Raw genomic sequence first — 26048 nt, 5'->3', positions numbered from 1 at the left:
TTTCCCGACAACTCTATTATCATCCAGTCGCCGTTAGCAGTATCACTCAACCCATGTCAGGCGTGGAAATTCACGCCAATGCGATCGCAACTTTGATGACAGGTAAAGCGATCGCTCAAGGAATTAAAAATCCACCATTGCGGGGTTTGTTTGTGCTAATTCTAGTTGGCAGTACAGCGTTGATGATTAAAAGACGCAAGCGTAGCATCAATAGATTTCTGTATAGTCTCGCCCTGTCTAGCACTTGGTTAGTAATTAGTTATGGGTTCTTTGTCTATGGTCAGTTAATTTTTCCCACTATAGTCCCAGCATTAGCGATCGCGATGATCGGACTTTGCTACCTGGGAACCTCAGTCATGAGGGAAAGCATCAGAAAACGCCAATTAGTAGATATTTTTCAGAAGTATAAAACCTCCCCCGTAGTCCAAGAGATTATCAGCCAACAATATGACTTACAATACCTAATCCAACAAAGGGATTTAGCCTTATCAGGAAAAATACTGGCTGGACGCTACAAAATTGTTAAAGTTCTCGGTTCCGGTGGATTCAGCGAAACCTACATTGCCGAAGATACCCAACGTCCTAGTAATCCGCGATGTGTTGTCAAACAACTCAAACCAGCCAACAATAAACCAGAAGGATTACAACTTGCTAGGCGTTTATTTAACTCAGAAGCCCAAACATTAGAAAGATTGGGAACACACGAACAAATCCCTCAACTTTTGGCGTATTTTGAAGAAGATGAAGAATTTTATCTAGTGCAAGAACAGATAATTGGTCATCCTCTAAGTCAGGAACTACCAACAGGTAGAGCAATTAATGAAATTGCAGCGATCAAAATTGTCAGGGACTTATTGCAAACATTAACATTTGTCCATGAAAACTACGTGATTCATCGGGATATTAAACCCAGCAATATCATCCGGCGACACTCAGACGGAAAACTGGTATTGATTGACTTTGGCGCTGTCAAAGAAGTCAGCATCAAACCGCTTGATGAGCAAGAGCAAACCCCTTTCACCATTGGCATTGGTACTCAGGGTTACGCACCAAGCGAACAATGTTTTGGGCGTCCACACTACAGTAGTGATATCTATGCAGTCGGCATGGTTGGGATTAAAGCCTTGACTGGTATCGCACCCCGCGATCTAGAAAGAGATGCTGACGGTGAGATCAAATGGAGCGATGTCTACGGCGGTAAACTACGCTCTCAAGTGAGTCACTCCCTAGCTAAGATTTTCAGTAAAATGGTACTGGATGACTTCAAAGAGCGATATCAGTCTGCATCAGAGGTTCTTAAGGATATTGAAGCTTTTGAAGCTTTTGAAGCTTTTGACGATTTGAGAAGCACTCAAAGCAGATACCATATCCCAGAAGATGACTCATCAATGAATACTTTAGCCGAATTAGATCCTCCCACAAAATCTCCCTCAGAACCATTCTCAGAAACTCCTTGAACAGGAAGCGGGAACAGGGGTAAGCGGAGAAAATATTTTAAATTTCTCCGCATCTTCTTGAATCAATCCTGCACATGATTTAATTTAACGACAGAAATTCTTCTCCTACTGTGGGATGAATGCCTATGGTTTCATCAAAATCTTCTTTAGTAATGCCTTTACGAATTGCCACGCCGAGACTTTGAATGATATCTGCTGCGTGTTCACCCACCATGTGGGCACCCAAAACTTGCCCAGAATCAGTATTTACCACTAACTTCATAGTAGTTGACCGACTTTGTTCGATTAGCCGAGACAACAGTGGTTGAAATTGGGTGTAATAGCATTCTACAGATTCACCAAATTTTTCCCGTGCCTTCGCCTCTGTCATCCCTACACTAGCCACTTCTGGACGACAAAAAACAGCAGAGGGGACATAATCATAATTTAGTTTTTGCGGCTTGTTACCAAAAACTGTATCGGCAAAAGCAATACCTTCTGCCTTAGCCACTGGAGACAATTGCACGCGGCTGGTGCAATCACCCACAGCAAAAATATTTTTTTGGCTGCTGCGGCTATATTCATCTACTTTAATGGCACCATCTTCGCCAAGTTCAACACGGGCATTTTCCAAACCAAGATTTTTGGTATTTGGAGCGTAACCTGTGGCAACTAAGATAGTATCTGCTGTAATTATTTCCCGTTTCTTACCAGTAATAGTTAACAACAAACTCTCATCTGAGTATTTGATTTCTTGAACGGTGCTGTTGGTAAATAACTTAATTCCGCGTTGACTCAAACCCTGTTGTACCGCAGAGCGAATATCATCATCAAACCCTGATAAAATCATCTCGTCTTTTTCAATTACCGTCACCTGGCAACCAAAAGCGTGCATCATACTGGAAAATTCTACGCCAATGTAGCCGCCGCCAATAATTGCTAAACGTTTCGGCAGATAAGGTAGCTGAAACATTTCGCGGGATGTGATGGCATATTCTATACCAGGGATTTTGGGCTTGAGGGGTTGCCCTCCCACAGCAATTAAAATTTTATCTGCTGTAACTTTGCGCCCATCAACATTGATCGTATGGGCATCGATGAAAGTGGCATGGTGAGAAATTAGTTCAATCCCAGCTTTGTGCAATTGCTGGAAATATGATTGATTAATGGTGTCAATATGCTGATGTACTGACTTAATAAATAATGTCCAGTCAAAGTATGTTTGACAGTCACTCCACCCATAACTGTGCGCTATTTTATTTTGCAGGGCGAAGTCAGCGGCGTAGACAATCAGTTTTTTCGGAACGCAACCGCGATTTACACAAGTCCCACCGAGGGATTCTTGTTCGGCAATAGCGACACGTACACCGTAACTAGCTGCTTTTTTAGCTGCTGCCAATCCCCCAGGCCCAGCACCAATGACAAACAAATCGTAATCAAATGTCATAAAAATCTGTTCCTTTTTCACTTTTTGGAAAGCAGAGCTATTTCATCCCTTATAGTTATTCAGACAAAACTTAATCTACTGTCTTTGGGTGGACAAATTGAGATCAAACCATCCTGATATGTAGCAGATTGCTGCTTTCCTAGCAATTAGATTCAAAAGGAACAGCATCGCTCCATTATTGCTAAGTTATATTACATAATGTTGCTAAACAAGCATATTGTACATCTTACAAGAGATATAAGTGCGATCGCTGGCGGTGAAGTGTAGCCCATTGTAGAGACGGCGATTTATCGCGTCTCTCTAACCGGAAATTCGTTGTTTGCAGACAATTATGGGCAATCAAGTAAAGTTTGCATCTCCTCTGCATCCCTTGTCATTCCCAAACGCTCAAAGCTATTAATAGCCTGAGTTGATAATTGGCAAGCTTTTTGGACACTTCCCCACTTTTTCTCCCAACGGGCAAGAGAACGTTGATAACGAGCTAGACGCCGTTTATTGTTGCTGCTTTTGGCAACAGTTAAGCCTTGAATTAATAGCTTTTGAGCTTCATCGCGATCGCCTTGTTCAATGGCAATATCAGCAAGCCAATTTTGAGCAGAATTAATCACCCGATGCCAATGAATTTTTTCTGCACTTTTCATCACATCTTGAAATAGCTTCTTAGTTAACAAATATTCACCTTCTAAATAAAAGATTTCAGCCCGATGATAAAGCACGGGAATAAAATAGCGGATGTGCTGTCGCTCCTCTAGATTCGCCTCAATCACCAATTTTTCTTCTACCGCTAGCCAGTGGCGTGCATCTGTATAATTATTCTGTCGGATTCGCAGTCTAGCCACACTTTCGGCTAAGTCAGCTTGAACGCATGAATCTGCATGGTCGCGTAAAACCCATGCCCGCTGCAATATTTCGTCTGCTTGTGTGAGACTTTGGGGCGAACACTCCCGAATTAGCAGCCAGGTTTTGCGGATCATGAATTTTACTAAAGATGACCATTCGCCACGTAGTTCTGATTGTTCTATCAGCCATTGCAACCAATCGAGGCGATCGTCCCAATAAGCATAGAGATTGGCGTAGTGGTTTAAGAGCAACCACAAATCTCTAACTTCTGCATAATGGTCTTGGTTTTTACACCAATAAAGTACTGCCCGTAGATTTCCTTCCTCTTCCTTTAACCTGTTGTAATGTATCCATTTTTCCCAATCTTCTCCGCCGTAACTGTAAGCAAAATCTAGATACCATCTTACCCAACGCATCCGTGCTTCCCTCTCAAAATCTGGGTAAGCAGCTAATTGTGCTAAGGCATACTCACGAGTCAGAGAGAGCATCTCGTATCGCTTTGTCTCTGGGTTGAGATTCACTAATGAGAGTTGCTGCAAACGTACCAAGCCATTACTGACAGAATCAGGATCGGATGTTAGTCCAGCAACTTCAGCCACAGCCGCTTGGATAGGAGCGTCAGGAAAAATCGCCAGTGACATGAGTAACTTGTGTGGTGGCTGTCCCTTTGTACCTTGCACTGATTGCTCAAAGCAAAAACGAGCCACATCGCCTTTAGCGGAGGCTAACTGCTCCAATACGAAGTTTAAAGGGTAGCCACTGGAAACTTGACCAAGTGCGTAGACAATAGCGAGAGGGATTCCTCCAGTGCGATCGTAGAGTAAGCTAGAGTCTTCATCTTGGATAGTTATATTTTTCTCTTCAGCTTGTTGCTGAATCAACTGCAAACCATCATTCAGAGGCAAGTTTCGCAGACTGATTGGCAGCAGGGCAATTCGTTCGCGGGTAGTAATTACTACTTTGACGCAAATGGGTAAATTGTAGAGGAATTCTATAACCTCATCCCTGTCCTCTATAGTCTCCATGTTGTCCACAATCAGAAGCGTTCGCTGTTTAGAAAGACATTGGCGTACACGTTCAAATTGATCATTGGGAGGAGATTGAATAATTGTAGAGTCGTTTAAGGCATTGGCAATTACTCGAAAAATCTCGCGCAAGTTACGCTGTCCTTGCTGCCGTTGCAAAATCATATCGGGAATCAGTTCTTGTTGTTTGGCTGAAGTGAAAATAATTGCATCAAATTTAGGTGCATCAGAACTGTTTTCGTTACTAGCTTCTAAGCACAGATAAGCAGCTGCTAACACCAGCGCCGTTTTCCCTACGCCACCAATGCCATGTACTGTAATCATGTGAGCGCCATGCATCGGCGAAAGGCGTTCCAGTAGCTTTTTCATATCTGCCTCGCGCCCAATAAATTCTGTGTAGGTTGGTGATGGCAGATTGTGGGGAATAGAGGCGCTTTCAGTACTAGATGCAGCAACACCTCTGCGATATCCATATCTCTCTAGAATGCAAATAAGGTTGCTTGACTTAACGCTGTTGTTTGGTTCTCCTGTCAAAGTTTCAATATCTCGATAGATATTGCTCAATCCCACTCTTACACCAGCATTATCTCTGTACAAATCCTGACTTATCTTTGTCAAGCTATACCCACATAGCAACCCAAGTAACAAGTCTTTCTTAGAATTTTGCCTGTATCGTTCTTGAATTTTAGACTCCAAGTCAGTCAGTAAACGATCTATATCCCAGTCGTGTAAAACCTTTTGATACCAGGCTTTAGACAGATTCCCACGCTCTGACTGATCTGACATAAATATCACCCTATTAGTTCTGTTGTTAAATGTTGATTAGCAACATTTTAACTAACAAAACTTTGAGTATGTTGTATTAGTAATTTTTCACTAACAAATTTTTAACATTGTTAATTACCTTATTTAGGGTCAATTTAGTAGGCTAATTACTAAGTTCATAATTCTTGGTAACAGGCTGCGTATAAATGCAACATCTATCCTAATAACCAACCAAAAACTCTGACTGAATTATCGCTTTCAATTCTGACAACAAAGGAGTACTGAATGAATAAACTAATTCAAACTGTAAGTATCTTAGTTGGTCTAAAGCAAGCTCGACTTTATTTCCCTGAAGAAAAACAAGTCTGTGTATTTAATAAACTTCCGACACTTTACCGTGAGTTTACACCAAAATCTGTACAAGAATCAATCAACGAATTGCAAGAGCGATTAAAAACTCAAGATTTACTTGCAGAGATTACTGGTAAATTTGACTTAGAGACAGATGAGGCAGTAAAAGAATTTCAAAAAAGAAATAATCTTCTAGCAGATGGAGTGGTTGGCCCACTGACATGGGCTTGTCTTTTGTATCCAAAACTTTCTCGTAGTCAAAAAACTAAGTCCCCAGAATTAAGGAATGCGGTTAAGGAACTGCAAACTATCCTTTATGATGAAGGATTTTTGAAAAAAGAACCTACTAGCTATTTTGACAGTGCAACAGAAAGAGCGGTGAAACGCTTTCAAAGAATTTATGGATTGAAGAATGATGGCATTGTTGGGGCAGCAACTTGGGCAGTATTGCTGGGAATGCGACAAAAAATTGATAAAAGCTTTCCGAGGTTAATTTATTTTTTGTCGCCGCAATCATGGTTTTTATGGGAGCAATTTTTGATGATTTGTTGCATCCTATTGGGTATTTATTATAGTCCTATACCAGGTCAGACTCCTAAATTCACTACTGCCTTAGCAACTGCGTATGGACTCACATGTGTAGTACCTTTTTTGTTAGAAAATTTACCAATGAAGCCTTCACTTAAGCCTAGCTTATCTCTCTTGCAATATGCTCCTTATGTATTAACTGGTATCTTTTGGAAACCAATTATCAATTTCTTGGGGCAATTGTTTAATTAACCATTCGATTAATGAGCGATCAAATTTTTGCGTTATGCCTTTAAAAAATTGCGATCGCTTCTGTCCGAGGTAAGCGATCGCACTTTTTGAGAAGTACAACATAAATACATCACTCTAATCGCTCCCGCACTTCATAGTCACCTTGGGGATATCTCACCAGAGGATCATCTTGCAGACAACCAGGCGTCTGTTCAAAAAAACCAGGAGGCCACCCCAATTCTTCAGGTGTTTTTACCTGCACTGGTGCTTCAATGTTAACTTTTGCTGCAAACACCTTCAGAGCATCAACAATTACTTCCTCTGGCGAAGCATACTTACCACTTTCAATCTGAGTTTGGATGAATTACTCTATTTCTGGATTTAAGAACACATTCATAGATTTATTTTCAAGGGTGCTTTTCCATAACTATTTTAGTCTGAGGTGAGATCGTAACTGAAAATTAGGCTGTTATTTATATGTTTTGGCTCAAAAGTGCGATCGCACATCGAAAAAACCCTAATCTTACCCATCGCTGAAATAGAAAAACGACCATTCAAAAATTAAATCGCCTTCTTCTTTGCGCTCTTGCGTAACGAAAAAATCAAACAAAGGCGGGTGCGGGGATTGAACCCGCTAATCCCCACAATGGTGGAGACATAACCGATAACCCTAATTCTTCGTCCCCGAAAGGCAAGTTGCGAACAAGGATAACCCGCCATGAAATATGAAGGATAAAGTTGTTTCATCCTTTATCCTTCAGCAATATCTATAATTCACCCGCAGCTAGCATCTGGATGATCCGAGGTGTACCTGGGTCGAATCCTGCCAAATCCCAAGAGAGCGAATCTTCAGGATCTACCAAGGTAATTTGGTAAGGTGTCAAGGTGACATACACCGCCTTGACGTTAGGATTTACCTTTTTGCGGTACTCCTTCAGCGCTTGACTTGGATGCTTATACCCAGCCCAGCTTTCCGAGTCAGTCCAAAAGCAGACAACATCCGCCTTGAACTTATTCTTAATCATCCATTCATAAGCTACAGATGCATCTGTTCCGCCAAAGTTTTGATTGCTAGCTTTGCGAACCGCAGAACTAAAACTATCTTTGGCAGTGATACCTAATTCCCGGAATTCCGTAGCAAAGCCGCGAATCATGTAGTTTTTCTCTGCTTTTGCTGTCACCAGAGCCATTGTGGTGGCAATTTCACAGCAAGTCAGTCCCATATCTGCAACCATGCTACCCATAGAACCAGAAACGTCTACGGCGTGCATGAACACTTTACCTGTGGGTTGCACAACATCAAAAGACAGTTCAACCGCCTTTTCTAATATGTCTACAATCCGAGGAACTGGATTCCAAGTTTTCTTACTGCGTCCTAATGTTCCACCAGATTCATAAGTTTTGAGTGCTTTCAAAACATCAATAGGATGGATGCGACCTTTACGCAGATGTTCTCTACGATTAAGAACTGCTTCCACTTGCAGCAAATTAGCGTTTTCATCGGCTCGTAACACACCCAGTTCAGTTAAAGAACCTAAGTTACGTAACATTGCACCTATTGGCATTTCCTGAAATAGCAGCTGCCAAGCAAGCTTATCCATTTTGCCCACAGGTGCAGCCATTTCGTGGGTTAAGCGTCCTTGGGAAATAGCTTCATGGGTTTGGGTGGGATTCCGCTTGAGCCACTCATACCACCAAATCTGCGCCAATGCCTCTGAGGGGATGTCTGCTGGCAATTCTTCCCAGCCTCTAACTACCCACTCAAATAGTTGACGGTGATTTTCTGTAGGCGGTTTGACATGGAACAACCGCAACGCATCTCGGTGGGAGAAGCCTTGACGCTGTTGATATTTCAACAGTTGATAAGCCAAGCCTTTGACATCTTCCCTTGAGAGCCAAGTTTTACCAGCTTCCCGCACTACTTTGCCAAATCCCCGCAGAGATTTGGTGTAGTTCAGCCATTCGTAGAAGTGGCTACCAGTACGGACAATTTGCGGGAAGATTTCACCAAATGCCTGTTTTGCTTCTGGTGTTTCACCCATAGACAGCAGCACCAAAGCTAATATAGGCGCACTGTTATTGATGGCGCGTCCATCGCTAGCATATAGAATTTCTTCTGCTACACGACCAGGATTTTCGGCAACAGCTTGTCTGACAACTGTTACAAAATCTTCAGTTAATTCCTGTTTACCAGCGTAGTAAGTGCTTTTTGCTGTGCCAACCAACAAACAACGGCGCAGCATCTTCCAAATGCCAGCATCAAACATCCAGCCGCCGGAACGTCCCTGAATCATCTCTGCTTCTCGTCCGGGGATGGGCTGATTTTGTGGTGTAGTTGTCTTCTTTTTAGTGAAAAAATTGTAATTCATCGCTTCATCTCCCGGCCCTTGCGGGCAAAAATGAAAGGTGGCAGAGCGAGATTTGAACCCGCGACATCCGGCTTATCAGGCGATAACCCTAATTCGTCGGCCTTTTCAGGCAAGGTGTGAACAAGGATGTTTTTCGGCGCTCTACCAACTGAGCTATCTGCCACATGAAAATTTTGGATTTTGGATTTTGGATTTTAAATTTAATCCAAAATTATTTGGTGTAGTGGAGCGGGATTTGAACCCGCGACCTCTCGAACCCTAATCGATAACCCTAATTCGTCGGCCTTCGCAGGCAAGGGGTGAACAAGGATGTTTAGCGCTCTACCAAACTGAGCTACCCACCACATGAAATTTTAGATTTTAGATTTTGAATTTTGGATTGAATTTAAAGTCCAAAATTATTTGGTGTAGTGGAGCGGGAATCGAACCCGCGACCTCCCGCTTGGCAGGCGATAACCCTCAATTCTTCGGCCTTTTCAGGCAAGGGGTGAATAAGGATGTTTAGGCGCTCTAACCACTGAGCTACCCACCACATATAAAGTTATGAGTTAAGAGTGAGGAGTTATGAGTTAAACATTTAAAATTTGTCACTCAGCACTCTATTTTGCTGTAGCGAAGTAGGATTTTTACCTACACCTCCAGAAGTTTGATCAAGGGTGTTTTTGTTATATGCGATAACCCTCGATACGTCGGCCCTTCCGGGCAAGGTGGGCGCTCTGCCATTTGAGCTATCCGCTACTGGTGAAAGCTAACTCCCTAATGAAAGTTGACTTGTATTATTAATGTAGTATATGTATTATTTGTTGTCAAGAGGGTGGCAAGCTAATTTATAGAGTTGTTGATTGAGTTGAAATGAAGACAGGAGGCAGGAGGCAGAAGGCAGGAGGCAGAAGGGAAGAATTTGGTGGGGATTCAAACCCCCACCTTCAGGAGTGGCACTGAATCAGAGATTTCAGTGGGGGACTCAAACCCAAGCTCGCTCCGGTCGCGGCAAAGGACAGGAGGTAGTATTCCTCCTGCCTCCTGCCTCCTGCCCTCTGCCTGCCTTTCTTGTTGTATTCTCTCTGGGAAAAAACTCTGCGCGTAGTTTACCGCCGTAAGCATCGCAGACCAAAGCCTATAACACCTACTGAAGAAAGCTTTTGCCGGCAATTTTGCCGCAACTTTGCCAAAAGATACAAAAAAGTGTGCCAATTTTTGCCAATATAATAATATTATTTCTCAAAATTCACTTGGCAAAAATCGGCATGAGTGAGAAACCCATAGAAGATAACGGCAAGGCTTTTCTCGTTCTACTTTTGCCCATCTCGTTTTTGATTATTTTCCTGGTTGCCACATGGAGAATTTTACTAGCGCTAATTGTGCTGGTAATTGGCTTCAAGCTTTGGCAGGAATATCAATGGCAACAGTGGACTCATCGAGTTAACCCCATTTTTCATCAGTTAGTTCGCGAAAATCAAGGCAGACTTACGCCAATGGACTTGGCAATCAAGGGCAATTTTCCTGGAACGACGGCAAAACGCTACTTGGATGGTAAAGCCTCGGAATTTGGTGCCAGTATAGTCAACTCTAAAGAGGCGGGGCAGTCTTATTACTTTATAACTGCCAGCATTCTTGGCAATATTCTTGACAGTAGTGAGCCTGTTAAAGAACTTCCGGCTCAAGCAGTTACTAAAACTGCGCGATCGCTCTTAGCACCACCACCACCAACCCCACAGGAGGAAGAACCAGAAACCGAATCACTCCCACAGCCAACCCATGAGGAAGCTAAACGATCGCTGGAAAAACAGTTAATTTTTGGCTCTCTGATCCAATCTGAACTTGCTAAACGGCTAAATGTCTATTCCAGCACGGTTTATAAACGGCGAAATGATCCAGAGTTTCCAGAGTGGAGTCGCAGCAAAGACCCTGATGGCATTGCCTGGACATACTCGGAAAAAACTAAGGAGTTTTTCCCAGTGGAGGAAGAAGGATAACAATTCAAAATTCAAAATTCAAAATTCAAAATTAGAATTTTGGAATTTTTGTTTGTAAACCCACAGCTTCGTTGATGGAATTTAATCCGTTTTGTTCTAGTAGGACAAGTAAACCTGCTAGAATTCGGCGTACCATCAGTGGGCCTTCGTAAATCCAGCCAGTATAAACCTGAATCAAACTAGCACCAGCAGTAATTTTCTCCCAAGCATCTTCAGGAGAAAAGATGCCACCAACGCCAATAATCGGGATTTGTCCTTGGGTTTGCTGCCAAATAAAACGAATTACCTCAGTGGAGCGATCGCGCAATGGTTCACCACTAATTCCGCCAGCTTCTTCCTGGGGTGATTTGCCTGTTTGGTCAATTACCTGGGTTTTCAGCCCATCACGGCTGATGGTGGTGTTAGTGGCAATAATTCCCGCCAGTTGGTAGGTTTTAGCAAGAGTTATAATGTCAGCGATCGCTTCCCATGATAAATCTGGCGCTATCTTGACAAAAAGTGGTTTATGTGCAGTATTTTCTTGTTGTAATAAATCTAAGATGGCACTGAGCATAGAAGCATCTTGGAGCGATCGCAATCCTGGTGTATTGGGAGAAGAGACATTAACAACAAAATAGTCTCCCAAATCCTTGAGTAAGCGAAAACTATCGAGATAATCCTGTGCGGCTGCTTCTAGGGGAGTCACCTTAGATTTACCCAAATTTATCCCTATGGGTATTGACTGAGTTAACTCCTGTTTTTCATGTGTCAAACGTGCCGCCATTGCTGCTGCACCAAGATTATTAAAGCCCATCCGATTGAGAGCAGCTTTATCCAACGGTAGGCGAAACAAACGAGGACGCGGATTTCCTGGCTGTGCGTGAAAAGTTACAGTTCCTAGTTCCGCAAAGCCAAAACCCAGATTAGACCAAATGCCAGCAGCGACTCCATCTTTATCGAAGCCAGCTGCTAACCCTACAGGATTTGGAAAGTTTAGCCCAAACAAATTTTGTTCTAGGCGGGAATCGTACAGACATAAAGATTTTTGTAAGCGTTGGTTTGCCCAACTAGCAGGGGTTTGCGATAGCCAGCTAAAAGTGCGAATAGTCTGCTGGTGTAACCATTCTGAATCGGTTTTTACCAGATTGAACAAAAGCGGACGAATAGCAAGTTGATAAATATCCATTTTAATCCTTAAACACTACGCGAATTCGGTAGACCGCCGCGCTTCCTCTTTAGCTTGTCGGAGTTCGTCTTTAGCTTCTTGGAGTTCCTCTTTAGCTTGTCGGAGTTCGTCTTTGGCTTGCCGTGCTTCCTCTCTAACTTGTCGAAGTTCTTCTTTCGTTAGCCGCACTTCTTCAGCAATCTGTCGCATTTCTTCGGCAGAATTTCTCATTTCTTCAGCAATCTGCCGCATTTCTTCGGCAAAATTTCTCATTTCTTCAGCAAGTTGTCGCTGCTCCTCTTGTGAGAATCTGACATCTTCAGCAGCCTCTCGCTCCTTTTCTTGTAAGAGCCTGGTATCTTCAGCAGACTCTCGCTTTTCCTCTGAGATTTGTCTCTGCTCCTCTAGAGCATCGGATGAAGTTTCGCCCATTTCGCTAGCACTCCATAATCTAACTTCAACCAACTCGTTACTTAGAACTTTCAGCAAACACCCGTGGCAATATTACTCAGGGTGCTTTTCTGGGCATCTTATATATTACAAGTTATGTTAACCAATAAATCAGATGGGGCAGCCGCAAAAACCTATAGCCGCCGAACAGCAGATCCTCTCCTTGGGACGTGTCCTCCAGAGTCTCAGAGAAGAAGATGATGTTGACGTTCTGATTGAAGCTACTATTTCTTATCTCAAGGAAGAGTTTGACTACAGACTGATTTGGATTGCTCTTTACGATCGCCTAAATCACATATTATTCGGCAAAGGCGGCATTACACCTGATCATGACACGAGCTTTTTACGCCAAAGGGTTGTTCTCAGTCCTGGGGATTTATTAGAGCAAGTGGTGATTGAACAGCATCCCTTGGGTATAGCTGATTTACAAACTGAAATTCGCGCCGCCGAATGGGGAAAAATTGCCGAAAAACTCCACATTCAAGGAACGATTATTTTACCAATTCGCTATAAAGACCGTTGCTTAGGCTTGCTGTTACTGGGTTCAGAACGCTGGGGCTACCTACTGACAGGAGAAACAAAAGCACGTTTGATGATGGTTTTAGGTGAACTGGGGGCAGTGCTTTATCAAAATGAGATGCATAAGCAGCAAAAGCAAACCAAGCGAACCGACGAGCCATTATTAGAATTGCTGGAAAATTTACGCACCCTCAGTAACCTGAATCAAAGACTTGAAGCAGCGGTGCAAGCAACTCATAAATTTGTCTCCCCCAACCGAACAAATGTTTACTGGTTTGAGCGGGAAGGGCGCTACTTTTGGTGTCGAATGAGCAATCAACTAGTCAAAATCGATCGCAGTTCCAGCAGTCAGCAAGCGGCGGGAATGACTGTACAAGAGTTGAGCGACTTTTATTATGCTTTGGCAGTTAACCAAATTGTCTCAATTGGTGATGCACGCAGTTCTTTGAAGAGTCATTTTACGGCAAAATTGCTGCAACGGCTAAAAGTGCGATCGCTTCTGGCCGCTCCGATAATCTGGCAAAAGAACTTAGTCGGTTTTCTGGCGGTGGAAAGCAATGAACCTCGCATCTGGACAGAAACAGACAAAAATTTCGTCCAAGGTGTTGCTGGTTTAATCTCACTGGTTGCACCTACCGAAAGTATGGAAAGCACCATCAAACAGATTCAAGAAGATGCCCAACTGACTAGCCAAGTTGCTCAAGGTATCTATAGCGAACATGACCTTCAAGAAACTTTACACAGCTGTGCTAAAAGAGTTTTAGCTCGACTAGGTGCTACCCGCTTTTTGCTGTTGCAGTATGACTCTGAGCAAAATAATTATCAATTTATTTACCAAAGTCAGCCTCATAATCGCCGAGCGTTGACATTTAGCCTCAATATTCTTAAGGAATTAGATGGGCAGCTTTTGCAACGTTCAACTCAAGCGGTGGAGATTGAAAACTTAGATGAAGACTTACGCTTTTTTAACTGGCGTCCCTTGTTGTTAGAGAATGGTGTGCGATCGCTACTTATTTGTAAATGCACTCACGGTCAAATACCAGCACCACTTTTGGTCATCACTCACGAAACCCATCGTTCTTGGACAACTCTGGAAAAAGAGTTGCTGTGGGCTGTCAGTCAACAGATTGGCGTAATTATTCGTCAGTGGCAATTACACAACCGTACCACCCAGCAGCAAAAAACTTCCCAGGCATTTGAGCAATGCCTACGCATCCTGACACAATCCCAGAACAGCATCGAGGTCGAAAAAAAACATTTAGAACGTACAGCACTCGAACAAATAGTATCAATTTTGGGTTGTCCCTTAGCAGTAATGCTATCCTGGTCACCTGGTGAAAGGTGGGCAGAAATTATCCCTGGAGTGATTGACAATAGCCTATTTGGAGTTGTTTCCGATGCATCTATTTCTATTCAGTCTGAAGCTTTAATTCAGTGGGCACTTGCGACAGAGAATTACTTGACTTTGAAGGTAGATAATTTACCCCCGGAAACTCGAAAATGGTTGAACGTTCCAAACAAAAGTCAAATTTTGGTGATGGCATTACGTACCAATGTTGATTATGAAACCACTGGTGTAGTCTTGTTAGTAGACTATCAAGAGCGTCGCTGGTCAGAACAAAACCTCAGTGCGACAGCAACCCTGATTTCTCTATTAGCTTGGTGGCGTCGTGAAAAGCAAATTACCCGACTTTTAGAATCTACAACCGAAGAATTACGACAACTCAACTGGTATAAACATCGGCGTTTAGAGGAAATTCAAAGAATCACGGCGCTTTCCCTTAAACAAATACATGATTTGGGGATTCCTGCTAATGAACTGACTCAGATGCGCTACCAACTATTGCTGCGGCAGTTAGATCATACAGCCACCTCCATGAGTGGAATGCTTAAACTTGAGCATTGGCAGCTACATATTAGTTGGGAAACTATGCCCATAGCCAGTTTACTGAAGCGATCGCTCGAACGGATCGAAAATCAACTTAAACAACAAAAGCTGTGGATTGGTGTACATGGCTTAGGACAACCCATTGATGAGCAAGAGTCGCCAAAGAATTCTTCATTAGTCAGAGGTGTTCCTAGCTCCAGCGCTCAATCTTCAATGGCGATCGCTGGTGATATTGTCAAAATTGAATTAGTTATCCATGAATTATTGGTTACCGCCTGTAACCGTTCTCAAAGCGGTGGCAGAATTGATATTTGGTGTCGCCGTTTAGATGCGACAAAGCCCTCAGATACAAAGCATTATTCTACAAGTGGAGGGGCTGAACATCAGACATCACTAGAACTGTCGATTACATATAATGGTGCGATCGAACCACAGTTATTAACAGAACTACATGATAATACACCCAAGGATGTCCTTGCTCCCTCCAACCTCGACCAACCACCAGCTTTACATCTGCTAATCTGCCAAAATCTCATGCAGGAACTAGGAGGAGAGTTGAATTTCTATCAGTTACCAGATAATCGAGTAGTTAGCCGGTTGCTGTTACCGTTAGTTGGTAATGATTCTTAGTATTGGGTTTTCAACCTGCTAGAGTGCGCTCTGATACTGAGTTTGCTGTAGGTTAGGTTTAAATATTGATTGATGAATAGCGATCGCTAGTTCAATTTTCATCAAATCAAAGGCGGATATTATTATAAAGAATCATCAATTACACAGGTTTAGCCTAGGCGTAGCCCGTCGCAGACATCGCAAAAATTTGACCAGCCAAATACTCATGGCGGAGTTCGCTTTTACTTTCTGCTTTTAAATATTTGGCAACCAAAAAAAATGCGAATCGGCGATCGCATAACTTTAAATCTGGTTTCTGGCTATCTCTTTTTAGGAGAGAGTTCAAAAATAAGTCTAAAGATAGATTGACAAAACATTTATTTGCCGAAAATATCCTCCCTTTGTAGCAAACTGGTTATAATTATTTTCCATCTCCCTCAGAAATCAAATTCTCATCTACACAGTATTTATATGGGACGTGTTCGTTCTAAATCTGACCTACCCACAAAAATCTGTCCGGTATGTCAACGTCCTTTCACATGGCGTAAAAAGTGGCAAGATTGCTGGGACGATGTGAAATACTGTTCAGAACGTTGTCGTCGTCGCCGTTCTGAAGCGCAAACTTAAAGGGACTGGGGACTGGGGACTAGGGAATGAATTCTTCCCAATACCCAATCCCTAATACCCAGTCCCCAATGAAACCAACCGCAACACAGACGCAAATAGCGCAAGAGATTAATGGAGTTACAGGTGCAACCTAAATTAATTATTCATGGAGGGGCTGGTAGTTCTCTCCACGGTAAAGGCGGATTGGAGGCGGTGCGCCGATCGCTCCATACAGTAATAGAAGAAGTCTATTCTCTACTATTGTCAGGAGCAACTGCCACTGAGGCGGTGGTACAGGGTTGCCAAATGCTCGAAGACAATCCCCGCTTTAATGCTGGTACTGGTTCAGTACTGCAATCTGATGGGCAAATCCGCATGAGTGCTTCTTTGATGGATGGTGCATTAGGGCGGTTTAGTGGTGTGATTAACATCTCACGGGTGAAAAATCCCATTGATTTAGCGCAATTTTTACAAAGTTCGCCAGACCGAGTGCTATCAGATTTTGGATCGGCTGAGTTGGCGCGGGAAATGCAAATTCCCAGCTATAACGCTTTAACCGATTTGCGGTTACAAGAATGGATACAAGAGCGCCAAGATAATTTTAAAAGTACAATGGCTGGCGTGGTAGCAGAACCCGAACTTTTAGAAACTAGCAATGCCGGACGCGGTACCATCGGTGTTGTAGCTTTAGATACTTGTGGTAAACTAGCTGCTGGCACTTCTACTGGTGGTAAGGGCTTTGAGCGGATTGGACGGGTAAGTGATTCTGCTATGCCCGCAGGTAATTACGCTACTAATAATGCTGGTGTGAGTTGTACTGGGATTGGCGAAGATATCATTGATGAGTGTTTAGCTCCCCGGATTGTAGTACGTGTCACTGATGGTATGTCCCTGAAGGATGCTATGCAGCGCTCTTTTGGAGAAGCGCACCACAACAAACGAGATTTGGGAGCGATCGCTTTAGATGTGAGTGGAGCGATCGCTTGGGGTAAAACTAGCGAAATCTTACTCGCCGCCTACCACGACGGCGAAAAAGTTGGTGACACCTTGGAATGGAATGATAATGAATTGATTGGCTATTGTTGAATCAGTTCCAGTGCTTCGGCTAAAGTTTCTTGCTGGTCAACCATTTCAGCTAATTCTTGGGCTTCATAACGCCCCTCAAAAGCTTCTAGCGCCGCTCTTTTCAGTGCCACTTGATATCCTTGTTGCAGAATATCCATTAATTCTGCTTGATTCAAGTAAAACCCACCGGATTTGCGGCGCTTGTTTATTTTGTTGATTTCCCGCACTGTATTTTCTATCGAAACATCCCAAGAGCGAGTAGAACGTTTTTCAGCCTTTTGTTTAATTAAATGGATGAGCAGAATTACACCATAACTATCAATTTTATTGATTTTGTCACTGAGGCTCATTTCTTCTAACTCATCCACCAACAGCAGCGCCTCATGGATTTTGCCTTGTTCTAGAAATTGCCTCAGTTCTAGCAATTCTTCCATCTGCTAAGTCACCTCAAAAAGAGCGCGTGGCAATCCTGACTGGCGAATAATTTTTCCTCATCTTTTACCTTTAGTTAAATCAGCTAATCTGATGATTTAATTATCGCTTTATTGGCTTTTCTTGCGCCAAGCTGGTTTCACTACCTGACGGCTACGGGCAATCACCAGAGAATTATCAGGCACATCTTCTGTGACTGTAGAACCAGCTGCAATATAGACATCATCTCCCAAGGTGAGTGGAGCCACTAAAACGCTATTAGCACCAGTTTTTGTGCGATCGCCTATTTTGGTACGATGTTTCTTCACGCCGTCATAATTGGCAGTAATTGTACCGGCACCAATATTCACCTGATTGCCGACAACGGTATCACCTATATAGGACAAATGGGCTGCATTTGTGCGATCGCCTAATTGCGTATTTTTCAATTCCACAAAATTCCCCACGCGGCAACCAGCACCCACCTGTACGTGACCGCGCAAATGAGCATAGGGGCCAATTCGGCTTCCTGCCTGCACAGTACTATTTATTACTACTGAATACTGCACTGTGACATTTTCACTCAACTGGCTATTTTCAATTAAACTCCCCGGCCCAATGTGACTTCCTGTTTGAATCACAGTATTTCCCCGCAGGTGAGTTTGGGGTTCAATAATTACATCCGGTTGCAATTCTACAGTTTCATCAATGGTGATGCTTGTAGGATCGATGAGGGTAACACCCGCTAGCATCCATTTTTCTTTGACTCGTTTTTGCAAAATTTCCGATGCTGTTGCCAGTTGCAAGCGATCATTGATGCCGAGAATTTCTTGGTAATCTTCCACATCCACTGCCATAACTTTTCCTACCTGAGTTACGGCATCAGTGAGATAGTATTCTTTTTGGGCATTGTTTGCCTGTAAATGGGGAAGCACTTTTGCCAAATCTAGCCAGCGGAAGCAGTAAACTCCAGCGTTAATGCGGTGATTTTGTCTTTGGGCAGCACTACAATCTTTATGTTCAACCATTTGCTGCACAATATTTTCATCGTTACAAAAAACGCGCCCGTAGCCGGTGGGATCGGGTAAGTGCGAGGTAAGGATGGTGGCGGCGTTTTGATTTTGGGCGTGAGTTTGTAACATCTGCTTGAGAGTTTCGCTGCGTATTAACGGTAAATCGCCGTTAAGTATCAACAAATCCCCTGTGTAGTCTTCCAAATGAGGCAGTAATTGCTGGATCGCATGACCTGTACCCAATTGCACAGTCTGTTCGACAAACTCCAAACTGGGAATTAAATGCATGGCGGCTTGCACTTCCTCGGACTGATATCCCACAATCACGATTCGCCGTGAGGGCGAAAGTGGTTCTACACTGTCGAGAACTCTCTCTACTAGCGATCGCCCACCCAAAGAATGTAAAACTTTCGGTAAGCGTGATTTCATCCGTGTGCCGCGTCCCGCCGCTAGAATTGCTACAACTACCATAATTAGCTATCAGCTATCAGTGAAATTGTGATTAATGCTGTTGGTACTTTGAATACAGGCTCAAATCATACCAGCTAATTATAGAAGACTGAAATTATCAAAGGAGTCAGAATTTAGGGGTCGGGAAAAATTGACTCAGCAAAGGCGCAAGTTACAACAATAGCTAGAAATTGAAATTATTCCCTACTCTCTTTCTTTTCCATGACAAGAGCGAATAAACTCTGCAAACTGCTGCATTAGTTTGGGATTACGCCAACCGGAATCAGTTTCTTTTTGCATCACTGAAAGTGCTTCTGCTGATGTAAAAGCTTTTTTGTAAGGTCGTTCGCTGGTTAGGGCATCGTAAATATCAATTAACTGAAATACTTGCGCTAGGTAGGGAATATCATCCCCCTTGAGTTTATCAGGGTAGCCTGAGCCATTCCAGCGTTCGTGGTGATGACGAATAATCGGAATTACACCCCGCATACTGCGTAGTGGTTGGCAGATTTTTTCCCCAATCAAAACGTGCTGCTGCATGATTTGCCAATCTTCGGGGGTGAGTTCGCCTTTTTTCAGCAGCACTGCATCGGGAATACCTACCTTACCAATATCGTGGAGATAACCACCCCACTTTAAATCTCGAATTTGGTAGCGTGAGAGGCTGAGGTATTCACCAAAAAATTGTCCCAGTTTTACTAGGCGTTCACAATGGTTGCCCGTATTGGGATCGCGACTTTCAATGGACATGGCAATGGAAAACAGTACTTGTTCGGCATGGTCTAAATCTTCATTCAGACGCTTTTGCCGCACCAAGGATTTTACACGCGCCGACAGTTCCACCCGATCAAAGGGTTTGGTGAGAAAATCATCTGCACCAACCTCAATTCCCCGGATGCGCGATCGCCTGTCATTTAAAGCTGTAATAAAAATCACCGGGATTAGTCTAGTTTGCTCATCCTGTTTAAGCAATTGGCACACTTCAAATCCATCCATTCCTGGCATCATTACATCCAGCAAAATCAAATCTGGCTGTTTTTGAGTTACCAATCCCACAACAATCGAACCACTGTCTGCCTCAATCACTTCGTATCCTTCCATACCCAAGAGGGCAACAGCAGTCATCCGACTGGCGGCATGATCGTCAACTACTAAAACCTTCGGCGGATCTAAATCAAACCCATTCACTTTAGAACCTTTGGCTTGTAGTGTTATAGAAACCCGTGAATCATCACCACAACTAACATCAGCTTTTATCCAAGAAGACAATGCTTGGCTATCTTCAAGCATAAGGTCTTCTTGAGATAAGCCTAAAGAATAACCCTCCACATTTTGCGATCCTACGGTATTATTTGAACCGATACTCTTCACTGTGTTAATGGGGTTTGACCCACTAACAATTTGTTCTGTAAAGCCTGTATGGTTGGATTTCCATTGAATCACAAAGGCACTCCAAGTTTTTGCACAAGTTAACAGTGTTAGATTTCAAAAAAAAATTAATATTCGATTGTATCTGAGCCAGAGTTTTCATAGGGATTATGTGTGATATCAAACTGCCTATCTGAGTTTTTTGCAGTATGTATCTTTTATGTTACGAACAAGGTGTATCTTGTTGTCAAATTTTTTGCTCGTAATTCCAGTATGATGAATTTTCATAAATGTTAAATCAGGTTTTTTACGGAGATTATTTAAGCGAGGAGCGTCAGAAAGCGTTATAATTTAACACTTTATATTGAGATATCGGGTTTTGAGTGTCAAATATTTATGGTAATCATTAGATATAAATATTTTTACTTACTTAGTTATAGCAATACCCAAGTACTGCCAAGCTGAATGTGATATTAAATACTATCATAAAAAGAGGCTATTTGGCTTATGAAAAGGAGTCAGAATTCCGGAGCAAAGCCGGAGACGCTCCGCCTCTAGTCAGAATAACCCATGTCTGAAGTCAGGGGTTTCAAGCAAGGAATACTTTTTTCTCCTCCACGACTGAAGTCGCTTGCTCTAGATCATGATTCATCCACCAGTCGCACAGAATTCAATTCTGTTAGCGGATAACTAAGGTTTAGCCCATTCTGACTCCTGAATTCTTCTTCGGTAAAAACTCGTTGCGTGACTATGTATGTGGATAAAGAAATCAGAAATTTTGCCAAAAATAATGTTTATTTTGTCTGGAATTAAGGACTAACAATGGGGCTTGTAGTTGCTCAGGCGTAGCCTGTCGTAGATATCGTAACCGAACTACAAACTAGTTCCCAAAAAATCTCTACCTTGTTTTCCTAATAGCCACCTTTTTCGCCAGCCAGAGGTAGGTTCCAGCGAAGAGATTTCTTGCTCTTGTTGTCGCCGCATCACTATGATTTTGCTTGGATCGCTCAATTGAGGATCGCGATAAGGAATAGCAGCACGAGTTAGCAAGTGTTCTTTTTCAGCTTGGGAAAGGGTAGTGAGTGCTGAGTGGTTTTGAGACTCACCACACCGAGAGTGTGCTGCCACAGTACCAGGCGATCGCCTTCCCACGGGTGGGGTAGAACCTATGATCAAGCCAGCAGATAAAAGTGCTGTACGTACAGCAGCAGCACAAGAATAGGTGGCTAATAAACCATCTGGATGTAAGCACAATGACAGCTGTTTAATAAATTCAATAGTCCATAATTGAGGACATTGAGGTGGTGAAAAGGGATCGAGGAAAATTGCATCTGCCCAGAAACCCGACTGATGTACTAGCTTTATCGTAGTTCTAGCATCGCCAATTAGTAGCTTTGCTTTCAGGCGAGGTGTTTGCACTTGATGCTCAAAAGCTAGCTCTTTCAAGATTTCAATATGGTTACAGTTCCAATTGTCGAACAAGTTGTGAGCGATCGCAGCTTGTGATACTGCTGGATTCAGTTCTAAACCGATTACTTCCACACAGCAACTAGGATTCACTGCCCAAATCGTCTGCAAAGCAGCAGCCGTGTTATATCCTAGACCATAACAAATATCCAATAGTCGTAAGACTGGTTTTTGCGCTGTTATAGCCAGTTTAGTCGGTTCCACAAACTTGGAAAAACTCTCCTGCTGCGCTCCATAATGGCTGTGAAAAGATTCACCAAACTCTTGAGAGACAAAGGTGAAAGAACCATCTGCTGTTAGCTTAGGTGTAAAATTCTCTAAGTCTGTCATCTTACAAAAAAACTAAATAATGCCCCATGCCAAATTCCCAATTTGTTGTTTCGCCAACTTGGCTATTTGAACATCTAGATGATCCGCAAGTCGTTATTGTGGATTGTCGCTTTTCCCTAGCCGATCCACAACTAGGACAACAACAGTACCAGACAAGTCATATAAAGGGTTCATATTACCTAGATTTGAATCAGGATCTTTCTAGTCCAGTAGGTAAGCATGGTGGGAGGCATCCTTTACCTAACTCTAATGATATAGCGAAGAAATTTGCGGCGATTGGGGTAAATTACCAAAAAACTTTAGTTGTAGCTTATGATGATTCGCGCTTTGCCTTTGCGGCTCGTCTGTGGTGGCTGTTGCGCTATCTCGGACATGAGCAAGTAGCAGTACTGGATGGAGGCTTTACTGGATGGCAAAAAGCTGGGTATTCTGTTACAGATGTTATTCCTCCCGCCCGAATAGGTACGTTTGTAGCTCAAGTACAAACAGAAAAGGTGGTAGATATTACAGCCGTGAAAAGCCGGAAAGATAGCCACGAGGTAGTATTAGTAGATTCAAGAGAAAGCGATCGCTACCGAGGCGAACGAGAGCCAATTGATAAAATTGCTGGGCATATTCCCGGTGCAGTCAACTATCCCTGGCAAGAAGTTACAGATTCTTCTGGCTACCTACTTCCTCAAGAGGAACAACGCCGTCGCTGGAAAAAGCTAGAAACAGCCGAAGAAATCTTCGTATATTGCGGATCTGGCGTTACTGCTTGCGTAAATTTACTTTCTTTAGAATTAGCTGATATTACCAAAGGTAAACTTTATGCAGGCAGTTGGAGTGATTGGATTAGTTATATGTAGTAATTAATGATTATTTTTTAACAAATGACAAATGGCAAATGACAAATGACAAATTTCAAAACCGACCTAATTGTAAACTGTAATTAATACTGAAGAACCAGCCATCAAAATCAATGTTTTCGGCGGTTGAACTACCCAAACTTGCTCCAGCCTGTAAATTCAGATTACTAGTCTGGGATATTCGGTAATTTAAGTGCCCGAATAGCCGATGAAATTGGTCTTCTCGATCGCGCTGTGTAAAGTCTGAGAAATTACCCTGGTAGTTAATACCAACCTGAAGAGGCTTTTGCAAGTAGTAGTTCAGAGACACCCAAAAGGTATTGATTATCCGACTCCGACTTGGGGGATCAGCAAAATTTACACTCAATTCGTAAAAGCTATCTAGGGTTAATCTTGAAGTTAAGGGATCTCGCCGTCCTAAAGACAGTTGTAGGGAATTCTCATTTAAAAAGCGATCGCCAGCTTTAAAGCCATCTGGGCGATCGCTGTTGTTGGCATAAAATAACTGTTGATTGCTCCAAGTGATTTCTCCATACATCCGCTGGGATAGATGTTGGTAAAGACTGAGATTCAATCTCACCTGGTTGTAATGATATTGTGACTGATTTATGTAACGAATGAGATTGCCATCAATTGAGGCGTTTAAATAAGTCTTAGATGTCAAAGGGAAATATGCAGAGGCTAGTGTCAGTCCAGAAATAATTAAACCATCTTCTATAGGACTATCATCTGAGGAAAAAATATTAGTCGTCTGAAAGTAGCCTACACGCCCCTGTAGGTAGCCTATGGGTTTAAAATTCTTAGGTATGATGGGTTGTTCTATGGGTGGTAGCTGCTGTTCTAGGGGTCGTAACCGCACCCGCAAACCCAATTCGCGATCGCTATCAGACTCAGGTGGTTGTTTTGGCGATCGCAGCAGTTCTATTAGCCTCTCTAGCCTTTGAGAATAATCTATCTCAGGTGTATTTAATAGTTGCTCTTTTGAGTCTGAAGGAGATGTTGGCAAATTACTTGGCTGCGATTCTAGCTGTGGCGGCTCATTTTGCCTTTGAGCATTTTCAAGTTCTTCAGTTTGGACTGGAGTTTGAGGTGTTTCTGGTGCTTGCTGTGTCAGATTCAACGGCATCTGAGAGTCTAAAAAATGCGACTCACTCGACTGCTTGCACAAATAGTTAATTGCCTCTTGTTCCAATTTCTGACATAACCGTTTATAACTTACCTGTGTGCTTACTAAACTGTTAGGACGCGAAATATCTGTATTTGCAGATTCTGCCGCATCTACTCTAATGCAACACCAGCTTCCACCACTGGATGCTAATAAAATACAAAAAAACAAATTTTTCCAGTTTTGGAGTCGCATCTGGTTAGATCGCGTTGATCGCGTTTGGCAAATGTAGACCCACAAGCGGTATCGGAAGTTCCGATTCCGAATAGGTAATTGACTGCATCTATTTTAGCCTTGTAGGTATATACTGAAACTACAAACTAAAATTGTTGCTTTTCGGATTTTTTCTCACATTATTTTGTAAAACTGAAATGCCCCTATCAAGTTTTTGCTGAAATTTAGTGAAATATAGCCAGTTAGTAATCTCACAAATATAATCTAGCAACTTCTTGTTATGCATAACTGATAACCCTTTGGCTGAAATGATTAGAGAGGATTATATATAACGTACTCATGATTTAATTGTTTATATCAAATGCTAACTTTTGAATCGGCTACAGACTTTATTGCAAACTAACTAATGTCAGTTTCAGAATAAAAAATAAAATCAACTAAATACATATTAGTAATTTGATTTTATTTCTGAACTTACTTGCGTAGAGAGGTAGCGCAGAAGAGAAAACAAGGTAATAAGATAATATTGATTTTAAAAAACATGATTTATCTAGTTTATTTATTATCTCCTTTATTTATTAGAAAGTAAAAGACAATTCAAATAAAGTTAACTAAAAAATCCTGTAAAAATTAGAATTTAGATTAAACATTTATTTTTTTGTATTAGTTGAAGCTCAAAAATTATGAAACTATGTTTTATAAATCGTTTCCATTATTGGTGATTAGTTTATGGGCAGTTATAGTACTGCCTTTGCCAAATCGGGTAAGTGCCATAACTCCTCTAACGCGAGCAGAGATTCAGAACCTCCGCAACATCGTACAACTGATACCTAAAGATAAATTGAAGAAACGTCCTGCACGCAAATTAGATGCAATGACTCCTGGGGACGGGTTGTCAACTGGTAGAGCTTCCCTAGCAGATTTACGTTTCAATGATGGCTCTTTAGCACGAGTTGGAGAACAGGCGTTATTTCAATTTTTGCCGAAGACTCGTGATTTTAAATTGTCAAATGGGACTGTGTTGCTGCTCATCCCACCAGGACAAGGACAAACACGTATACAAACACCAAATGCGGCAGCAGCAATTCGTGGTTCAGCATTATTTGTACGCTACGACCAACAAACAGACACCACAATAGTGGGTGCGCTAACAAATAGCGGTATTGAAGTTTCTAACAAGGAAGCTTCTGAAACTCAGGTGTTGGAAGCAGGGCAAATGGTGATTATAGTTAAAGGTAAATTTGATAGGTTATATGATTTTGATCTAAGAAATTTTTATGAAACGAGCCAACTGGTTCGAGAACTTGATTTGAACAGGCAAAGTCCTGTGCCTACACCTGATCCTGCAATCACCAGTGTTCAAGCCGAAACTGTTGAGGCTTTGGAAGCACAGCCACCGATAAAAGGCGAGGGAGTATTTGAAATGAAGCTAACTCCTACACCCGACACCCCAACTAAGATAACATCCGACACCCCAACTAAGACAACATCCGACACCTCAACTAAGACAACATCCGACACCTCAACTGAGACAACATCCGACACCTCAACTGAGACAACACCAGTCACCCCA

The 26048-nt window shown here is 42.4% G+C and carries 20 protein-coding genes and 3 tRNA genes; 8 read left to right on the top strand and 15 right to left on the bottom strand.

From position 1 onward, the window contains the following. Positions 1 to 1457 (top strand): protein kinase domain-containing protein (locus tag A4S05_RS17835; RefSeq protein ID WP_176727034.1); only part of this gene is annotated, 1457 nt, incomplete at its 5' end. A gap of 79 nt (positions 1458 to 1536) precedes the next feature. On the opposite strand, the gene gorA is transcribed toward A4S05_RS17835, so the two are convergent. Both gorA and A4S05_RS17825 read right to left on the bottom strand, forming a co-directional pair. Then, the gene (gene gorA / locus A4S05_RS17830; RefSeq protein WP_069071137.1) at positions 1537 to 2883 is read right to left on the bottom strand and encodes a glutathione-disulfide reductase; all 1347 of its coding nucleotides are present in this window, start codon (positions 2881 to 2883) and stop codon (positions 1537 to 1539) included. Positions 2884 to 3212: 329 nt separating this feature from the next. Then, entirely contained in the window at positions 3213 to 5534 is a 2322-nt protein-coding gene (locus A4S05_RS17825; protein ID WP_069071136.1) for an AAA family ATPase, read from the bottom strand. Positions 5535 to 5798: 264 nt separating this feature from the next. Between A4S05_RS17825 and A4S05_RS17820 the strand changes: the two genes are divergently transcribed. Further along, a complete protein-coding gene (locus A4S05_RS17820) occupies positions 5799 to 6644 on the top strand; it encodes a peptidoglycan-binding domain-containing protein (protein WP_069071135.1) in 846 nt (281 codons plus the stop codon). A 109-nt stretch (positions 6645 to 6753) separates the two neighbouring features. Here A4S05_RS17820 and A4S05_RS41725 read toward each other — a convergent pair whose 3' ends face one another. From A4S05_RS41725 to A4S05_RS41710, 5 genes are all read right to left on the bottom strand, one after another. Beyond that, a complete protein-coding gene (locus A4S05_RS41725) occupies positions 6754 to 6918 on the bottom strand; it encodes a hypothetical protein (protein WP_176727029.1) in 165 nt (54 codons plus the stop codon). Between the two features lie 472 nt (positions 6919 to 7390). Continuing rightward, positions 7391 to 8992, bottom strand: a complete 1602-nt coding sequence (locus A4S05_RS17815) for a TROVE domain-containing protein (protein WP_069071134.1) — start codon at positions 8990 to 8992, stop codon at positions 7391 to 7393. 37 nt (positions 8993 to 9029) lie between these two features. Next, positions 9030 to 9155, bottom strand: a tRNA-OTHER gene (locus tag A4S05_RS41720). A gap of 53 nt (positions 9156 to 9208) precedes the next feature. Further along, positions 9209 to 9337 (bottom strand) — tRNA-OTHER (locus A4S05_RS41715). A gap of 58 nt (positions 9338 to 9395) precedes the next feature. After that, positions 9396 to 9525 (bottom strand) — tRNA-OTHER (locus tag A4S05_RS41710). Positions 9526 to 10239: 714 nt separating this feature from the next. Between A4S05_RS41710 and A4S05_RS17800 the strand changes: the two genes are divergently transcribed. Beyond that, a complete protein-coding gene (locus A4S05_RS17800; RefSeq protein WP_069071131.1) occupies positions 10240 to 10968 on the top strand; it encodes a hypothetical protein in 729 nt (242 codons plus the stop codon). Positions 10969 to 10999: 31 nt separating this feature from the next. Here A4S05_RS17800 and A4S05_RS17795 read toward each other — a convergent pair whose 3' ends face one another. After that, positions 11000 to 12133, bottom strand: a complete 1134-nt coding sequence (locus A4S05_RS17795) for a quinone-dependent dihydroorotate dehydrogenase (protein ID WP_069071130.1) — start codon at positions 12131 to 12133, stop codon at positions 11000 to 11002. Between the two features lie 15 nt (positions 12134 to 12148). Further along, on the bottom strand, positions 12149 to 12577 hold the full coding sequence (locus A4S05_RS17790; protein ID WP_141699746.1) for a hypothetical protein: 429 nt from the start codon (positions 12575 to 12577) through the stop codon (positions 12149 to 12151). Positions 12578 to 12677: 100 nt separating this feature from the next. Between A4S05_RS17790 and A4S05_RS17785 the strand changes: the two genes are divergently transcribed. Further along, positions 12678 to 15599 (top strand): GAF domain-containing protein, encoded by a 2922-nt coding sequence (locus A4S05_RS17785; RefSeq protein WP_069071128.1) that lies wholly within the window; start codon positions 12678 to 12680, stop codon positions 15597 to 15599. Between the two features lie 154 nt (positions 15600 to 15753). Here A4S05_RS17785 and A4S05_RS42625 read toward each other — a convergent pair whose 3' ends face one another. Next, positions 15754 to 15924, bottom strand: coding sequence for a Uma2 family endonuclease (locus A4S05_RS42625; RefSeq protein ID WP_218107956.1), 171 nt, complete (start codon positions 15922 to 15924; stop codon positions 15754 to 15756). A 125-nt stretch (positions 15925 to 16049) separates the two neighbouring features. Between A4S05_RS42625 and A4S05_RS39015 the strand changes: the two genes are divergently transcribed. Then, the gene (locus A4S05_RS39015; RefSeq protein WP_084227147.1) at positions 16050 to 16205 is read left to right on the top strand and encodes a DUF2256 domain-containing protein; all 156 of its coding nucleotides are present in this window, start codon (positions 16050 to 16052) and stop codon (positions 16203 to 16205) included. Positions 16206 to 16316: 111 nt separating this feature from the next. Next, positions 16317 to 17270 (top strand): isoaspartyl peptidase/L-asparaginase, encoded by a 954-nt coding sequence (locus tag A4S05_RS17780; protein WP_069071127.1) that lies wholly within the window; start codon positions 16317 to 16319, stop codon positions 17268 to 17270. Here the strand turns inward: A4S05_RS17780 and A4S05_RS17775 are convergent. The 4 genes from A4S05_RS17775 to A4S05_RS17760 form a co-directional block, all read right to left on the bottom strand. Then, positions 17261 to 17683 carry a DUF29 family protein gene (locus tag A4S05_RS17775; RefSeq protein ID WP_069071126.1) on the bottom strand — a complete coding sequence of 141 codons (423 nt, stop codon included), beginning with the start codon at positions 17681 to 17683 and terminating at the stop codon, positions 17261 to 17263. The two genes, A4S05_RS17780 and A4S05_RS17775, sit on opposite strands and share 10 nt — an antisense overlap. Before the next feature lie 108 nt (positions 17684 to 17791). Beyond that, positions 17792 to 19144, bottom strand: a complete 1353-nt coding sequence (gene glmU, locus A4S05_RS17770) for a bifunctional UDP-N-acetylglucosamine diphosphorylase/glucosamine-1-phosphate N-acetyltransferase GlmU (RefSeq protein WP_069071125.1) — start codon at positions 19142 to 19144, stop codon at positions 17792 to 17794. A 183-nt stretch (positions 19145 to 19327) separates the two neighbouring features. Next, positions 19328 to 20566, bottom strand: coding sequence for a response regulator (locus A4S05_RS17765; RefSeq protein WP_069071124.1), 1239 nt, complete (start codon positions 20564 to 20566; stop codon positions 19328 to 19330). A 798-nt stretch (positions 20567 to 21364) separates the two neighbouring features. Then, positions 21365 to 22288, bottom strand: a complete 924-nt coding sequence (locus tag A4S05_RS17760; protein ID WP_069071123.1) for a tRNA (5-methylaminomethyl-2-thiouridine)(34)-methyltransferase MnmD — start codon at positions 22286 to 22288, stop codon at positions 21365 to 21367. Between the two features lie 26 nt (positions 22289 to 22314). Between A4S05_RS17760 and A4S05_RS17755 the strand changes: the two genes are divergently transcribed. Then, positions 22315 to 23136 carry a sulfurtransferase gene (locus A4S05_RS17755; protein ID WP_069071122.1) on the top strand — a complete coding sequence of 274 codons (822 nt, stop codon included), beginning with the start codon at positions 22315 to 22317 and terminating at the stop codon, positions 23134 to 23136. A gap of 55 nt (positions 23137 to 23191) precedes the next feature. Here A4S05_RS17755 and A4S05_RS17750 read toward each other — a convergent pair whose 3' ends face one another. Continuing rightward, entirely contained in the window at positions 23192 to 24496 is a 1305-nt protein-coding gene (locus tag A4S05_RS17750) for a porin family protein (protein WP_069071121.1), read from the bottom strand. Between the two features lie 670 nt (positions 24497 to 25166). Here A4S05_RS17750 and A4S05_RS17745 point away from each other — a divergent pair. Next, a partial coding sequence (locus tag A4S05_RS17745; protein ID WP_141699748.1) for a FecR domain-containing protein occupies positions 25167 to 26048 on the top strand: 882 nt, incomplete at its 3' end.

The sequence above is a fragment of the Nostoc sp. KVJ20 genome (assembly GCF_001712795.1).
In the GTDB taxonomy this organism is placed as follows: domain Bacteria; phylum Cyanobacteriota; class Cyanobacteriia; order Cyanobacteriales; family Nostocaceae; genus Nostoc.
The sequence above is the reverse complement of the archived record's forward strand: the minus strand, read 5'-3'. Positions and strand labels throughout refer to the sequence as shown.

Coding starts and splice junctions, on each gene's coding strand:
- A4S05_RS17755 (WP_069071122.1), top strand. CDS start 22,315: ATGCCAAATTCCCAATTTGTTGTTTCGCCAACTTGGCTATTTGAACAT.
- A4S05_RS17825 (WP_069071136.1), bottom strand. CDS start 5,534: ATGTCAGATCAGTCAGAGCGTGGGAATCTGTCTAAAGCCTGGTATCAA.
- A4S05_RS17750 (WP_069071121.1), bottom strand. CDS start 24,496: ATGCGACTCCAAAACTGGAAAAATTTGTTTTTTTGTATTTTATTAGCA.
- A4S05_RS17800 (WP_069071131.1), top strand. CDS start 10,240: ATGAGTGAGAAACCCATAGAAGATAACGGCAAGGCTTTTCTCGTTCTA.
- A4S05_RS17760 (WP_069071123.1), bottom strand. CDS start 22,288: ATGACAGACTTAGAGAATTTTACACCTAAGCTAACAGCAGATGGTTCT.
- A4S05_RS17815 (WP_069071134.1), bottom strand. CDS start 8,992: ATGAATTACAATTTTTTCACTAAAAAGAAGACAACTACACCACAAAAT.
- A4S05_RS17775 (WP_069071126.1), bottom strand. CDS start 17,683: ATGGAAGAATTGCTAGAACTGAGGCAATTTCTAGAACAAGGCAAAATC.
- A4S05_RS17820 (WP_069071135.1), top strand. CDS start 5,799: ATGAATAAACTAATTCAAACTGTAAGTATCTTAGTTGGTCTAAAGCAA.
- A4S05_RS17780 (WP_069071127.1), top strand. CDS start 16,317: ATGGAGTTACAGGTGCAACCTAAATTAATTATTCATGGAGGGGCTGGT.
- gorA (WP_069071137.1), bottom strand. CDS start 2,883: ATGACATTTGATTACGATTTGTTTGTCATTGGTGCTGGGCCTGGGGGA.
- A4S05_RS17795 (WP_069071130.1), bottom strand. CDS start 12,133: ATGGATATTTATCAACTTGCTATTCGTCCGCTTTTGTTCAATCTGGTA.
- A4S05_RS17785 (WP_069071128.1), top strand. CDS start 12,678: ATGGGGCAGCCGCAAAAACCTATAGCCGCCGAACAGCAGATCCTCTCC.
- A4S05_RS39015 (WP_084227147.1), top strand. CDS start 16,050: ATGGGACGTGTTCGTTCTAAATCTGACCTACCCACAAAAATCTGTCCG.
- glmU (WP_069071125.1), bottom strand. CDS start 19,144: ATGGTAGTTGTAGCAATTCTAGCGGCGGGACGCGGCACACGGATGAAA.